At 70.2% G+C, this 13792-nt stretch carries 17 protein-coding genes; 8 read left to right on the top strand and 9 right to left on the bottom strand.

Features of this window, described 5'->3' with window-relative positions; translation table 11 throughout:
* Positions 1 to 870, bottom strand: a complete 870-nt coding sequence (locus AB0269_RS02550) for a PHP domain-containing protein (RefSeq protein WP_366209592.1) — start codon at positions 868 to 870, stop codon at positions 1 to 3.
* Between the two features lie 85 nt (positions 871 to 955).
* Between AB0269_RS02550 and AB0269_RS02545 the strand changes: the two genes are divergently transcribed.
* The gene (locus tag AB0269_RS02545) at positions 956 to 1972 is read left to right on the top strand and encodes an endonuclease/exonuclease/phosphatase family protein (RefSeq protein WP_366209591.1); all 1017 of its coding nucleotides are present in this window, start codon (positions 956 to 958) and stop codon (positions 1970 to 1972) included.
* A gap of 3 nt (positions 1973 to 1975) precedes the next feature.
* On the opposite strand, the gene AB0269_RS02540 is transcribed toward AB0269_RS02545, so the two are convergent.
* Positions 1976 to 2329 carry a DUF3054 domain-containing protein gene (locus tag AB0269_RS02540; protein WP_366209590.1) on the bottom strand — a complete coding sequence of 118 codons (354 nt, stop codon included), beginning with the start codon at positions 2327 to 2329 and terminating at the stop codon, positions 1976 to 1978.
* A 36-nt stretch (positions 2330 to 2365) separates the two neighbouring features.
* Here AB0269_RS02540 and AB0269_RS02535 point away from each other — a divergent pair, with 36 nt between their 5' ends.
* Together AB0269_RS02535 and AB0269_RS02530 are read left to right on the top strand one after the other, a co-directional pair.
* Positions 2366 to 3763 (top strand): aminopeptidase P family protein, encoded by a 1398-nt coding sequence (locus AB0269_RS02535; protein ID WP_366209589.1) that lies wholly within the window; start codon positions 2366 to 2368, stop codon positions 3761 to 3763.
* Between the two features lie 13 nt (positions 3764 to 3776).
* Positions 3777 to 4385 (top strand): YdcF family protein, encoded by a 609-nt coding sequence (locus AB0269_RS02530; protein WP_366209588.1) that lies wholly within the window; start codon positions 3777 to 3779, stop codon positions 4383 to 4385.
* A gap of 12 nt (positions 4386 to 4397) precedes the next feature.
* Here the strand turns inward: AB0269_RS02530 and AB0269_RS02525 are convergent, their stop codons facing one another.
* Together AB0269_RS02525 and AB0269_RS02520 are read right to left on the bottom strand one after the other, a co-directional pair.
* Entirely contained in the window at positions 4398 to 5024 is a 627-nt protein-coding gene (locus AB0269_RS02525; protein WP_366210487.1) for an alpha/beta family hydrolase, read from the bottom strand.
* A gap of 19 nt (positions 5025 to 5043) precedes the next feature.
* On the bottom strand, positions 5044 to 5784 hold the full coding sequence (locus AB0269_RS02520) for a general stress protein (RefSeq protein ID WP_366209587.1): 741 nt from the start codon (positions 5782 to 5784) through the stop codon (positions 5044 to 5046).
* A gap of 67 nt (positions 5785 to 5851) precedes the next feature.
* Between AB0269_RS02520 and AB0269_RS02515 the strand changes: the two genes are divergently transcribed.
* From AB0269_RS02515 to AB0269_RS02500, 4 genes are read left to right on the top strand one after another with little or no spacing between them, the layout of a single operon-like run.
* A complete protein-coding gene (locus tag AB0269_RS02515) occupies positions 5852 to 7117 on the top strand; it encodes a CBS domain-containing protein (protein ID WP_366209586.1) in 1266 nt (421 codons plus the stop codon).
* Complete coding sequence (locus tag AB0269_RS02510; RefSeq protein WP_366210486.1) at positions 7117 to 7680, top strand: DUF1003 domain-containing protein; 564 nt, start codon at positions 7117 to 7119, stop codon at positions 7678 to 7680. Before AB0269_RS02515 ends, AB0269_RS02510 begins: the two co-directional genes overlap by 1 nt.
* A complete protein-coding gene (locus AB0269_RS02505) occupies positions 7677 to 8819 on the top strand; it encodes an Mrp/NBP35 family ATP-binding protein (RefSeq protein ID WP_366209585.1) in 1143 nt (380 codons plus the stop codon). The genes AB0269_RS02510 and AB0269_RS02505 overlap by 4 nt, the downstream gene beginning before the upstream one ends.
* A 12-nt stretch (positions 8820 to 8831) precedes the next feature.
* Complete coding sequence (locus AB0269_RS02500; protein WP_366209584.1) at positions 8832 to 9332, top strand: hypothetical protein; 501 nt, start codon at positions 8832 to 8834, stop codon at positions 9330 to 9332.
* Between the two features lie 27 nt (positions 9333 to 9359).
* Here AB0269_RS02500 and AB0269_RS02495 read toward each other — a convergent pair whose 3' ends face one another.
* Entirely contained in the window at positions 9360 to 9755 is a 396-nt protein-coding gene (locus AB0269_RS02495) for a Sec-independent protein translocase TatB (protein ID WP_366209583.1), read from the bottom strand.
* Between the two features lie 75 nt (positions 9756 to 9830).
* Between AB0269_RS02495 and AB0269_RS02490 the strand changes: the two genes are divergently transcribed.
* Positions 9831 to 10466 (top strand): class I SAM-dependent methyltransferase, encoded by a 636-nt coding sequence (locus tag AB0269_RS02490; RefSeq protein ID WP_366209582.1) that lies wholly within the window; start codon positions 9831 to 9833, stop codon positions 10464 to 10466.
* A 59-nt stretch (positions 10467 to 10525) separates the two neighbouring features.
* Here AB0269_RS02490 and AB0269_RS02485 read toward each other — a convergent pair whose 3' ends face one another.
* The 4 genes from AB0269_RS02485 to dapE all read right to left on the bottom strand — a co-directional run bounded on the left by AB0269_RS02485 (position 10526) and on the right by dapE (position 13765).
* On the bottom strand, positions 10526 to 11059 hold the full coding sequence (locus tag AB0269_RS02485) for a hypothetical protein (RefSeq protein ID WP_366209581.1): 534 nt from the start codon (positions 11057 to 11059) through the stop codon (positions 10526 to 10528).
* A 162-nt stretch (positions 11060 to 11221) separates the two neighbouring features.
* Positions 11222 to 11389 carry a DUF3117 domain-containing protein gene (locus AB0269_RS02480; protein WP_147039918.1) on the bottom strand — a complete coding sequence of 56 codons (168 nt, stop codon included), beginning with the start codon at positions 11387 to 11389 and terminating at the stop codon, positions 11222 to 11224.
* A gap of 103 nt (positions 11390 to 11492) precedes the next feature.
* Positions 11493 to 12710, bottom strand: a complete 1218-nt coding sequence (locus AB0269_RS02475) for a hypothetical protein (RefSeq protein WP_366209580.1) — start codon at positions 12708 to 12710, stop codon at positions 11493 to 11495.
* Positions 12692 to 13765 (bottom strand): succinyl-diaminopimelate desuccinylase, encoded by a 1074-nt coding sequence (dapE, locus tag AB0269_RS02470; RefSeq protein ID WP_366209579.1) that lies wholly within the window; start codon positions 13763 to 13765, stop codon positions 12692 to 12694. The genes AB0269_RS02475 and dapE overlap by 19 nt, the downstream gene beginning before the upstream one ends.
* Positions 13766 to 13792: the final 27 nt, after the last annotated feature.

Here is a 13792-nt window from a genome sequence, read left to right as displayed (position 1 = left end):
TCAGGGGTAACGGGGACTCGTCCCCGTCGCCGCCTCGATGATGCGGGCGACCATCTCGTCGCTCGTGGTGTTCTCGCCCGGCCGGTTCGGCTTGCCGGCGCCGTGATAGTCGCTCGACCCGGTGACGATCAGGTCGTGCTTCGCGGCGAGCGCGCGCAGCGTGCGCTTGCCGGACTCGGTGTTCTCGCGATGATCGATCTCGAATCCGCCGAGCCCTGCAGCGATGAGCTCCTCGATGAACGCGAGCGGCATCATCCTGTCGCGACCGGCCGTGACCGGGTGCGCGATGATCGCCACTCCCCCGGCGTCCGTGATCAGCCGCACGGCGGTGAGCGGGTCGGGCGCGTAGTGCGGCTCGTAGTATCCCTCGCGCGGGTGCAGGATGCCGTCGAACGCCTCAGAGCGGTCGCGCACGATGCCCTGCGCCACGAGGGCGTCGGCGATGTGCGGGCGCCCCACCGTGGCATCCGCCGTCGTCTGCTCGAGAACGTCGGCCCAGGTCAGAGCGTAGTCGCGGCCGATGTTGCGCACGATCCGCTCCGCGCGACCGACCCTGTCATCGCGGATCCGCTCGGTCTCGGCGCGCAGCGCCGCGTCCTCGGGGTCGAACAGGTAGCCGAGCACGTGCACGCTCCGCCACTGGTGCTTGGCCGACAGTTCCATGCCGGGCAGGAACGTCATGCCCAGTGCTCCCGCCGTCCGGGCGGCTTCGTCCCACCCCGTCGTGCGATCGTGATCGGTGAGGGCGAGCGTTCGGATGCCGTGCGCGTGGGCCTGCCGGACGACCTGACCCGGGTTCTCGGTGCCGTCGGAGTGATTGGAGTGCAGGTGCAGGTCACTCGGCCCCGCGAAGCTGCCGGCGTCGGTCATGACTCGACACTACTGCGGGACCGAGTGCGCGGCGCGGCGGCGACGCGGCAGGTGATTCACAGCGTGCGCCCGTAGGCTCGTGAGGATGCTTCGACTGCTGGGAATCCTCCTCACGGTGCTGTTCGCGATCGCGACGGCGATCGTCGTCTGGCCGCAGTTCTTCCAGCTCGAGCAGACCTTCCCGTTCGCCCAGCTGGTCGCCGTCCGCGGTGTCGTCCTCGCCGCCTTCCTCGCGATCGCGGTGCTTTCACTGCTCATGCTGTTCGCCCGGCCGCTTCGCGGGTTCGCAGCATCCATCCTCATCGTCGCGCTCGTGGGTGCTGCCGCCACGGGAGCGATCGGCGCGATGCGCGGCTTCGGGACCGGATCACTGCCCGAGAAGACCGACGCGAGCGTGCGGGTGCTCACCTGGAACACCGCAGGCGAGGCCGTCTCGGCCGAGACGATCGCCGATGCCATCCTCACCCGCGAGGTAGACGTCGTGACCCTGCCGGAGACGGCGGAGTCCGTCGGCCAGCGCATCGCCGTCATGCTGCGCGAGCAGGGGCATCCGATGTGGGTGCATCACGTGCAGTTCGGCGATGTCGAGAACGGCCCGCAGGCCTGGGAGACGACGATCCTCATCTCCCCCGACCTCGGCGACTACTCCGTTATCGCGTCGTCCGAGGACGGCAGCAGCAACACCAGCTCCGTGCCGAGCGCCGTCGTGATGCCGGTCAACGGCGCAGGTCCCACGATCGTCGCCGTGCACGCGGTCGCCCCGCGGGTCGAGGCGATGGATCGCTGGCAGACCGATCTCGACTGGATCGCCGACCAGTGCCCCGAGGGCGACTTCATCCTCGCCGGCGACTTCAACGCGACCCTCGACCACATGGCGGGGCTCGGAACGGACGGCGGCGACATGGGCACGTGCCGCGACGCGGCCTCGCGCACCGGCACCGGCGCGACCGGAACCTGGCCTGCGGCCTACCCCGCACTCGCCGGCGCCCCGATCGACCACGTCATGGCCAGCCGGAACTGGAACCCGACCGGTTCGCTCGTGCTCGACGCCGCAGGCTCCGACCACCGCGCCCTCGTGGTGCAGCTCGAACCGGCCGGCTGAGCCTCAGGAGACAGGACGCCGCCGCATCAGCGCACGGACGGCACGCCATCCCAGCAGGAGCAGCGCGAGCGTGAGCGTCGCGACGATGATGAACGGCAGCGCCGTCCCCTGGCCGCTGACGACGCGCAGCAGCAGGCCGCCGGCGACGGTCACGACCCAGACGACGAGCCCCGGCAGCATCCGCTCGGCGTGCGCCCGGCGCAGCAGCAGCGCGCCGTGTGCGACGAGCAAGGCGACGACGAACGGCCAGACGGTGTTCAGCGTTCCCGGCAGATCCCCGAAGATCCCCTCGGCATGCGAGAGCCGTCCGATCACGCAGAAGACGACCACGAGCACCAGATCGATCAGAATCACCACATTCCCCAGCCTACAAAGGGGTGAGAGACTGGATGGATGAGCACTGCAGAGAACGAGACGATCGAAGAAGTCCCCGTCACGAACCGCAAGCAGCCGTTCCCGCGCGGTTTCCTGGACACGATCTCCACCGGCTGGGCCGAGCGTCCCGAGTCGCTGCCGGCCGCCCGCCCGCAGGCCGCCTTCGCCGCAGCCCGGCGCGATGCCGTGTCGGCCGCGTTCCCCGGCAAGCGCGTCGTGATCGAGGCCGGTTCGTTCAAGCAGCGCAGCAATGACACCGACTACCCGTTCCGCGCGCACTCGGCTTTCGCGCACCTGACCGGCTGGGCGACCGACTCCGAGCCGGATTCCGTGCTCGTGTTCGAGCCGGCGGGCGCGGGGCACGACATCACGCTGTACTTCCGCGAGCGCGCCGACCGCACGACGACCGAGTTCTATGCGGATGCCACGATCGGCGAGTTCTGGATCGGACCGCGTCCGTCCCTCGCCGGCGTCGCGGCGGACCTCGCCGTGGCGACCGACCACCTCGAGGCGTTCAGCGCCACCGATGACGACGTGACCCTGGCCGACGACGAGCTCGCCCGCTTCGTGTCGGAGCTGCGTCTCATCAAGGACGAGTACGAGATCGCCGAGATGCGCCGCGCTGTGGACATCACCGCGCGCGGGTTCGACGACATCATCGCGGCACTCCCCGATGCGGCACGGCACGCACGCGGCGAGCGGGTCGTGGAGGGCGTGTTCCACCGCCGGGCCCGCGAGGACGGCAACGGCGAGGGCTACGACACGATCGCGGCATCCGGCCCGCACGCGTGCTACCTGCACTGGACGCGCAACGACGGCACGGTTCTCCCCGGCGACCTCATCCTCGTGGACGCCGGTGTCGAGGCCGACAGCCTGTACACGGCCGACATCACGAGGACCCTCCCCGTGAACGGCACGTTCTCGGACGTGCAGCGCCGCGTGTACGAGACGGTCCTCGAGGCCGCGGACGCCGCGTTCGCCGCGGCACGCCCCGGTGTGCGCTTCCGCGAGGTGCACGAGGCCGCGATGGCCGTGATCGCGAAGCGCACCGCCGAGTGGGGTCTGCTCCCTGTCACCGCCGAGGAGGCCCTGGATGCCGACGCCGGCGGGCAGCACCGCCGCTACATGGTGCACGGCACGAGCCACCACCTCGGCATCGACGTGCACGACTGCGCGCAGGCGCGGCGGGAGATGTACTACGACGGCGTCCTGGAGGCCGGCATGGTCTTCACGATCGAGCCCGGCCTGTACTTCCAGATCGACGACCTCACGGTTCCCGAGGAGTTCCGCGGCATCGGCGTGCGCATCGAGGACGACATCCTCATGACCGCAGACGGCCCGGTGAATCTCTCGGCGGACATTCCGCGGACGGCGGACGAGATCGAGGCGTGGATCGCGCGCGATTCGCAGGGATGACGGGCCCGGAGGCGTGAACCGGTCCGGAAGCCTCGCACGCCGGCTGTTCTGGACGGGCTTCGCGGCGTACACGGCGGTCGCCGCGTGGGCGGAGTTCGTGAACTGGCGATCGAGCACACGGTCGGTCGCTCCCGCGCGCATCGCGAGCGGATCCCCCGTCAGGGAGGCCGTGGTCGTGCTCGGCTACGGCAATGCCGGCGAGCGGGCGAACCTCGTCAACAGGTACCGGGTGCGGGCCGGCATCCGCTCGATCGATCGTGAAGCCGACACCACGGTCGTCCTGTGCGGCGGAACCGTGGAGGGCGACACGCCGGAGGCCGTCATCATGGAGCGCTATGCCCGTGAGGAGCTGGACTACACCGGGGCGATCGAGCTCGAACAGGACAGCCGGTCGACGTGGGAGAACATCGAGAACGCGATCCCCCTGATCGAGCACGCCGATGTCATCAAGATCGTGTCGAACTCGCCGCACGCCGAAGTCGCCCGCGAGTACCTCCGGCAGCAGCGGCCCGAGCTGGCGGATCGACTCGTGCGCGCCGATGAGCACCGGTTCGGCGAGATCGTGCCGATGAAGATCGGCGCGGCGCTGCGGCTACTGCTGTTCCGCTGGCAGCACCGCTGAGAATCCGTCGGGTCAGCGCGTGGCGAACCCCGCCACGAGTGGGGCGAGGGATGCGCCGACCTCATCGGCGGGGCGCTTTCGCCCCTTCACCTCGAACGAGTGACCGCCGCCCTCGATCCACGCGATGCGCGCGTCCTGGCACGTCGCGACGATGTCCTCGAGCTGCGAGACGGGCTGGATGAACGCGTCGTTCGTCCCCTCGACGAACAACTGCGGGACCGCGATCAGCGGCAGATGATCCGCACGCAGCTTCTCGGGCGATCCGGGCGGATGCAGCGGGTATCCGAGGTAGGCGAGCCCGTCGACCTCCAGGCCCTCCGCGACGGCCATCGACGCCATCCGGCCGCCGTACGACTTGCCCGTCGCCCAGATCGGCCCCGCGGACATCTCCCGGGCATGCGCGACCGCGGCGCGCCAGGCGGCGGTTGCATGGGCCGCGGGGCCCGGCATCCGCCTGCCCTGCTCCCGGTACGGAAAATTGAATCTCAGCGTCGAGAATCCGAGCGCGTTCAGAGCGTCGGTGAAGCCGACGAGGAACGGATGCACCATGCCGGCCCCGGCGCCATGCGCGACGACGATCGTGCCTCTGCCGTCTCCGTCGCCCCACGCGGCGCTGACGGTGACGGCGCTCTGGGGCAGCTCGACGTCGAAGCCCACGTCAGCTCGCGTCGTCGCGCTTCTCGACGGGCGCGTCAGCCGCGGCGTCCGGCTTCTCGTCGCCGGCGTTCTCCTTCGCTTCGACCCGCTCGCCGTACTGCGGCTTCGCGTCGGCAGGGCGTGTGTCTGCAGGGCGGGGGTCGGCCGGTCGCGGTGGAATGACGTGCCCTGCCGGACTCTGCTGGGCCGCGGCGGCGGCATCTGTGCCAGGGGCGACGCGTTCGCCGTAGCGCGGCGGCTCGTCCAGATCGACCGGGGGTCGCACGACCTCGGTGCGCTGGCCCGTGCCGAGGGCCTCGCGGGCCTTCGCGAGGGACACCGGCATGACGGTAACCTCGTAGTGGTCGGCGGCGAGCTGGGTGACGCTCGCGAAGTCGCGCCGGCGGCGGACGATCGCGTAGGTCACGAGGCTGAGGATCATGCCGAGCGCGACGCCGATGAACACGAATCCGACGAACAGCTGGATCGGGGCATCCGGATTCCCGATCACGAGGATCGCCGAGAGGAGCAGGCCGATGAGCACGCCGTTGACGGCTCCCGACCGGGCTGCCGCCGCGTAGCCGAGGCGTCCGGTGACTCGCTCGATCGTGCGGACGGACTGCCCGACGATCGCGATGTCACGGGCGGGCACCTCGGCGGCGATCAGCTTCGACACCGTCTTCTGGGCGGCCTCGTATTCGCGGACCGATGCGACGGTCTCGCCGACAGGGGTGCCGGTGGCTGGACGGTTCAACATGCTCATCCGTCCATTGTTCCACGCACGCCTCTGCGGGGCCCGAGATCGCGGCCTCGCGCACTACGCTGGACGCGTGAGCACACAACGGGTATTCGTCGCGCGCCTGGCCGGCTGCGCCGTCTTCGACCCCGTGGGCGACCGGCTCGGCAAGGTCCGGGATGTCGTCATCGTGTACCGAAGTTCCGCCTCGCCCCGCGTGATCGGGCTGGTCGTGGAGATCCCCGGCCGCCGTCATGTGTTCATGTCGATCGGCAGGGTCACGTCGATCCGCGCCGGTCAGGTCCTGACCACCGGCCTCATCAACGTGCGCCGCTTCCAGCCCCGCCCCGGCGAGGTGCGCGTCCTCGCCGAGCTGCTGGGCCGCCGCGTCGACCTCGTCGACGGCAGCGGAACCGCGGTCATCGAGGACGTCGCCATCGAGCCGAACCGGCTCGGCGAATGGAGCGTCAACCAGCTGTTCCTGCGCAAGCCCAAGACGAGCGCGTCCCCCTTCGCGAAGGGGCCGACGACGTTCGCCGCCTGGAACGAGGTGGCCGAGAAGCACACACCGGGCGAGTCGCAGTCGGCGGAGCAGCTCGTGGCCTCGTACTCCGAGCTGCACGCCGCCGACCTCGCCACGACCCTCCTCGACCTTCCTCAGCAGCGACTCATCGAGGTCGCCGAGGAGCTCTCCGACGACCGCCTCGCGGACGCCCTCGAGGAGATGCCGGAAGAGGATCAGGTGCACATCCTCGACGGCCTCGGCGACGAGCGCGCGGCCGACATCCTCGACCACATGGAACCGGACGACGCGGCCGACCTGCTCGCGCAGCTGCCCGAGAAGCGGCTCGAGCAGCTCCTCGATCTCATGGAGCCGGAGGAGGCGGAGGACGTCCGGACCCTGCTCAGCTACGGACCGGATACCGCGGGCGGCCTCATGACGACGGAGCCGATCGTGCTGTCGGCCGATGCGACCGTCGCCGAGGCCCTCGCCCTGATCCGTCGCCACGAGCTGCATCCTGCACTGGCCGCGGCCGTCTTCGTCACGCTGCCGCCCTTCGAGACGCCCACGGGGCGCCTGCTCGGCGTCGTGCACTTCCAGCGGATGCTGCGCTACCCGCCCCACGAGCGTCTTGGCGCGATCGTCGACGAGACCATGGAGCCGATCTCGGTTTCCGCCTCGGCCGCGGAGACCGCCCGGCTGCTGGCGAGCTACGACCTCGTCTCGCTCCCCGTCGTCGACGCGGCGGGGCGCCTGGTGGGCGTCGTCAGCATCGACGATGTGCTCGACTATCTGCTGCCCGACGATTGGCGCACCCAGGATGCCGATGACGAGCTGACCGCAGGGGGTGCGCGATGATGGCCAAGGACGACCGCTCGGGCCTCGACGCCCCGCTCGGCCGCGGCGCGTCGCGTCAGAAGCCGCAGTCGCGCGACCGGTTCGGGCGCTTCACGGAATGGGTCGCCCGCGCGATGGGCACGCCCGTCTTCCTCCTGATGCTCACGCTCTTCTGCGCGCTGTGGATGGTGTACACCGTGGTCGCGGAGCAGAACGGCTGGTGGCGGTTCGACTCGGCGGCCCTCGGCTTCACGGCACTGACGCTGATCCTGTCGCTGCAGGCCTCGTACGCCGCACCGCTGATCCTGCTCGCCCAGAACCGGCAGGACGACCGCGACCGCGTGCAGATCGAGCAGGACCGCCAGCGCGCCGAGCGCAACCTCGCCGACACCGAGTACCTCGCCCGCGAGATCGTCGCGCTGCGCATGGCTCTCGAGGAGCGCAACGCGCAGGCGGTGACCCGCGACGTGCTGCGGCACGAGCTGCGCGCGCTGCTCGCCGACCTCGACGACGAGCCGCCCGCCGAGGCCGCAGGAGAAACCAGGACCGGCCCGATCACCCGGCCGCGGCGACCGCGCGCATGAGCGCGGCCGACCGCGTCCGTGCGGCCGTCGGCGCCGTCTCCGACCCGGAGCTGCGCCGCCCCATCGGCGAGCTCGACATGCTCCGCGACATCACGGTCGAAGGCGACAGGGCGACGGTCGGCATCGTCCTCACGATCGTCGGGTGCCCCGCGGCCGACCGGATCGAGTCCGATGTCCGCCGTGCCGCGGCATCCGTCGACGGCATCGCCGAGGTCGACGTCGAGGTCGGCGTGATGACGCCTGCGGAGCGCGCCGCACTCACCGAGAAGCTGCGCGACGGACGACCGGCACGGCAGATGCCGTTCGGACCCGATTCGCTCACCAGGGTCATCCTCGTCTCGAGCGGCAAAGGCGGGGTCGGCAAGTCCACGCTCACCGCGAACCTCGCCGTCGCGCTGGCGGCTCAGGGGCTCGCGGTGGGCCTCGTCGACGCCGATGTCCACGGATTCTCCATCCCCGGGCTGCTCGGCATCCCCGCCGGCACCCAGCCCACCCGCATCGACGACCTCATGCTCCCCCCGGTCGCCCACGACGTGAAGACCGTCTCGATCGGGATGTTCCTGCGCGACGGCGAGGCCGTGGTCGCCTGGCGCGGACCCATGCTGCACCGCACCGTGCAGCAATTCCTCACCGACGTGTTCTTCGGCGATATCGATGTGCTGCTGATCGACATGCCTCCGGGCACCGGCGATGTCGCGATCTCGATCGGGCAGCTCCTGCCGCACGCCGAGGTGCTCGTCGTGACCACTCCGCAGTCCGCGGCGGCCGATGTCGCCATCCGCAGCGGTCTGGTCGCCCGACAGACCGGTCAGCGCGTGATCGGCGTCGTCGAGAACATGGCCGCCCTCACGCTGCCCGACGGCACGACCGTCGACTTGTTCGGATCCGGTGGCGGAGCCGAGGTGGCCGCCGCGCTCTCGCAAGCCGGTGACGATGTGCCGCTGCTCGGCTCCGTGCCGCTCAGTCCCGCCCTGCGCGCAGGCGGCGATGCCGGCGTCCCGGTCGTCCTCGGCGCGCCCGAGGACGCCGCGGCGCAGGAGATCGACGCCCTGGCTCGCCGGCTCGCGCACCAGGGGCGGCGGCTGCCCGGCCGGTCGCTGCCGATCACGGTGACGAGGACCTCCGCTGACGAGTCGTGAAAGACTCGTGAGGTGACTGCCGATTCCCCCGCACGCACCGCCGTCGTGGATGCCGAGATGATCCGCGGAATGACGACGGATGCCGTGATCTACACGCTCACCCGTCCGCTCGCCGTGATCGCGTACACGGCGCTGATCGCGGCGTTCGTCGTCAACGCGATCGTCCTGGGGATGGTCGGGGCCGATCAGGAGCAGACGACGACGCTGACCTGGACCATGCTCGCGATCGCCGCCCTGATCGTCGCGTCGATGATCTTCACGAGGGCCTCGACGCGCCGTGCCATCAGCACGACGATGCCGCCGGGATCGGTGGTCCGTGTCGAGGTGGGCGAGGAGTCGCTCAAGGCGGTCTCCAAAGCCGGGGTCTCCGACGTCCGCTATGCGACGTTCCGATCCGTGCACGTCGGCCGGCATGCGGCGCTGCTGCGCCTGCGCGGAACATCGGTCGTGACGGTCCTGCCGCGGGTCGTGCTCACCGACGAGGACGTCGCGCTGCTGAAGTCCAGGATCTGACGGACAGGGCGGCGCGCTCCGGTCGACTCAGGTGGCCTCGAGGTCGAACGGCGGCGGGGAATCGCGCGTGAACTCGGGCCGGGTCTTGAGCGGGCCCGGGCTCGGAGCGGTGATGGCGGGCGACGACGCCACAGCCGTCGAGGCTGCCGTCGCGGGCGCTGCGGGCGCGTCCTCGAGCAGGGCGTCGCGGATGATCCGCCGCGGGTCGTACTGCCGCGGGTCGAGTTTGCGCCAGTCGACCTCGTCCATCTCCGGGCCGAGCTCGTCGCGCATCCGTGTGCGCGTGTCCCGCAGGTATACCCCCGCCTTGCGGACGAAGCCGGCGAACGCCTCGGCCGCCTTCGGCAGCCGCTCAGGACCGATGATGACCGCGGCGATCACACCGATGAGAAAGAGCTTCTCGATGGTGAGGCCGAAATCCATGTAGACAGGCTACCCGCCGCGCCTGACGGTGAAGAACCCGACGTGCGAATACCCTGGGAACCGGAGGATACGGCCATGAGCGAGAATGACGCGAACGCACGATACATCCGCGAGGCGGTCATCGAGCCCGCGCACATCGCGCGCGCCCGCGCGCATGCGCAGGAGCTCGGCGTCGCATCGGTGAGCCCCGCCGTCGGGGCGCAGCTCGCGGTGCTCGCCGCGACGACGGATGCCCGATCGATCGTCGAGATCGGCACCGGAGCCGGCGTCTCCGGCCTGTGGATGCTGCGCGGGGCTCCGCGCGCCGTCCTGACCTCGATCGACAACGAGCCCGAACACCTCGCGGCGGCGCGGCGCGGCTTCGCCGAGGCGAAGGTCCCCGCAACCCGCGCTCGGTTCATCACCGGGCGTGCAGCCGAGGTGCTGCCCCGCATGAACGAGGGGGCTTACGACATCGTCCTCGTCGACGCCGACCCCGAGAACGTCATCGAGTACGTCGAGCACGGGCTGCGCCTGGCCCGCACCGGCGGCGTCGTCGCCGTGCCCCGGATCCTCGCGGGCGGGCGGGCGGCCGACCCGGTGCAGCGCGACGCCGTCACCAGTGCATACCGATCACTGATCCAGGAGACGCAGGAGTCCCCCGCCGTGCTGGCGGCGATCTCGACCGCCGGCGAGGGGCTGCTGCAGCTCGTCAGCCTCAGCACCGACTGACCCCGAACACGCAGCTGCGCCCCGAACGGATGCCCGGGGCGCAGCTGGTTTCTGCTCGGTCAGTCGAGGAGGCCGCCCAGCATCGAGTCGACATCGCCCGACACGTCGCCGACGAGATCGTCGACCTCGGCGCCGATGTCGCCGACGGAGACGCCGGAGTCGTTGCCGGACCCGACGACGTTGTCGTTGGCGTTGCCGGAACCGACATCATTGCCGGAGACGTCGTTGCCGGAACCGACGGGGGCGTCGATCGGGGCGGTCACGTCATTGCCGGATCCGACCGGGGCCGAGACCTCGTTGCCGGACGCGACCGGGGTGTCGTTGCCCGAGAGCACCGGGCTGTCGCTCACCAGCGGGCCTTCGACCACGGGTCCGTCGACGAGGCCGGTATCGTTCCCACTGGCGAGAACCGTGTCGCCAAGCCAGGCCTGAAGGCCCTCGATCGAGCTCATGAAGTCGGTCGCCGTGGTGGTGGACGTTGTTCCCTGCGTGCTGTCCGAGGACTCTGCGGCGGTGGCCGGCAGGGCGAAGCCTGCGATCGCGAGGGCCGCTGCGCTGGCGCCCGCCGTGCTGAGGAGTCCGAATCGTGTCATCTTGCGCATGATGTTCCTTTCCGTTCCGTACGGCATTCGCCGCACAATGAGTCGTTCGGACCCGATGCGGAATCGGATGGGATCGTCGTCGAGCAGCCCCGGAGGACGACGAAGGGCGACGGATCCGAGGATCCGCCGCCCTTCAGGGTGAAAACCTGTGTCTCAGCTCACGACGCCGGCGAGGACGTCGTGCAGCTCCTTCGCCTCTTCGTCGTTGACCGAGACGACAAGGCGACCGCCGCCTTCGAGGGGAACGCGCACGATGATGAGTCGTCCCTCTTTCACGGCCTCCATGGGTCCGTCTCCGGTCCTCGGCTTCATCGCTGCCATCGTGGCTTCCTTTCCCTCGGTGGTATGCATCAAGTTTATCGGTACACTTCCGCCCCGGTGCGCGCCCAGGGGGAATACCTCGTGAACACCGCCCCACCGACGTTCAGGGGACCTGCCAGAACGTGTTCCCGTTCGCGTACATCTGATCGATCCACAGCCATTGACCGGCGATGCACAGCGCGAGCACGACCCATCGATACGTCCTCGACCGCGGGACGGCGAGCGCTCCGGCGAGCGGGGTGAGCGGCATCAGCAGCCGGAACGTGCTGGACTGCGGGAAGAACACCGCGAGCAGGTACAGCAGATAGCTCGCGCCCCACAGCCGCAGGTCGGCGCCGAGCCTGCGCACCTGGGGCAGCAGCAGCAGAGCGGCTGTCGCTGCGAGCACGAGCACGACGAGCGCGACGATCCCCCACGCCCCGGGCATCCCCCACTGGACGAACCAGAACTGAGCCGCCTGGATCCAGCCGTCGAAGGGCACGAAGGCGGCCTCGCCGACGCCCCAGTTGCGCCGCCAGGCCAGCTCGGTCGCGAGATAGGCGCCGGGATCCCCGGTGGCGAGACCCGCGATCGCCTGCCAGGCGAACCCCGTGGCCGTCGCCAGCGCTCCGAGGGCGATGATGTGGACGACGTCGCGGGCCGGCAGCGGTTCGCGACGACGACGGACCCAGCGCAGGATGCCGTGCAGCCCCAGGTACAGGGCGAAGGCGAGGATGCCGGGTCGCGTGAATGCCATGACGGGGATGAGCGCGTACAGCCAGCCGTAGCGATGCCGCCCGACCAGATCGAGCGCGGTGAGCAGGAGGAGCACGAACAGCACTTCGGCGTACCCGACCTGGAAGAGTGCGGCCAGCGGTCCCCAGGCGAAGAAGGCGACAGCCCACATGCTCGCCGAGTTGCTGATCCGCGGGCGCAGCAGCCGGTGCAGTGCGACGCAGGCGAAGAATCCGGCCACGAGGGAGATCAGCAGCGCGCCGGCGCCCCACGAACCGAACGGCGCCCCGACGATCTGAGCGGCGTATGCGTACACGGGCATGAACGCCCACGCGTTCTCCGCGACCTGGCCCGTCTCGGTCAGCGGCAGCGTCTGCGGGTAGCCCTCCCACGCGACGAGCCAGTACCACTGGGCGTCCCAGCCGACGATGAAGCTGCCGATGCCCGCATTCTCACCGAATCGGGATGCCGCATCCGACCGCTCGGCGGCGAGCAGGAGGAGACCGGTGGTCACCAGACGTGCAAGCACGTAGATGATGCCGATCCTGGCGACGGTGGACAGCCGCGCCCAGCGCCGCGCGGCGCCGATCAGCGCGCGGTGAGCCACGCGCGCAGGCCTCGCTCGACCGCGTCGATCTGCTCGAGCGGCACGCGCTCCTCGTCGTGGTGAGCCAGATGCGGGTCGCCGGGACCGTAGTTCACCGCGGGAATGCCGAGCGCGCTGAACCGCGCGACGTCGGTCCAGCCGTATTTGGGCCGGGGAACCGCCCCGACCGCGGCGACGAACTGCTGAGCGATGGGGGCATCCAGTCCAGGGCGGGCACCGTCGGCGGCATCCGTGATCTCGACCTCGAAACCGTCCAGGACACCGCGCAGGTGGGCTTCGGCATCGGCGGCGTTCTTACTGGGCGCGAACCGGTAGTTGACCTCGACCTCGCACAGATCCGGGATGACGTTCCCGGCCACCCCGCCGCCGATGCGCACGGCGCTCAGGCTCTCGCGGTACGCCAGTCCCTCGACCTGGACCTCCTTGGCCCGGTACTCGGCGAGCCGGGTGAGGATGGGCGCTGCGGCGTGGATGGCGTTCTCGCCCACCCACGCTCTGGCGCTGTGCGCGCGGACGCCGTGCGTGCGCACCATCGCGCGCAGCGTGCCATTGCATCCGCCCTCGACCTCGCCGTTCGACGGCTCGCCGAGGATCGCGAAGTCCGCGGCGAACAGCTCGGGTCGGTCCGCCGAAAGGAGGTTCAGTCCGTTGAGGGATGCCGCGACCTCTTCGTTGTCGTACCACATCCAGGTGATGTCGATCGCGGGGTCGGTGATCTCGGCGGCGAGCTTCAGCTGCACGGCGACCCCGGCCTTCATGTCGACCGTGCCGCGCCCCCACAGGTGCGGGACACCGTCGATGTCGAGGGTGCGCGTGGGAAGGTTCGCGTTGATCGGCACGGTGTCGATGTGACCGGCGATCACCACCCGCTGCGGGCGGCCGAGACTCGTGCGCGCGACGATCGTGTTGCCGTGGCGGATGACCTCGAGGTGCGGCAGCGCTGAGACCGCCTCCTCGATGGCGTCCGCCAGAGGGGCCTCCTCTCCGGAGACGCTGGGGATGTCGCAGATCGCGCGCGTGAGGTCGACGGAGGACGAGGTCAGGTCGAGCGTCATGAACCCAGCCTAGGGCGAAGCACGCGA

Origin of the sequence: Microbacterium sp. NPDC077644, assembly GCF_040702785.1 — a bacterium.
GTDB lineage: Bacteria > Actinomycetota > Actinomycetes > Actinomycetales > Microbacteriaceae > Microbacterium.
Note: the sequence above shows the minus strand (reverse complement) of the source record. Positions and strands in the feature narration are given on the sequence as shown.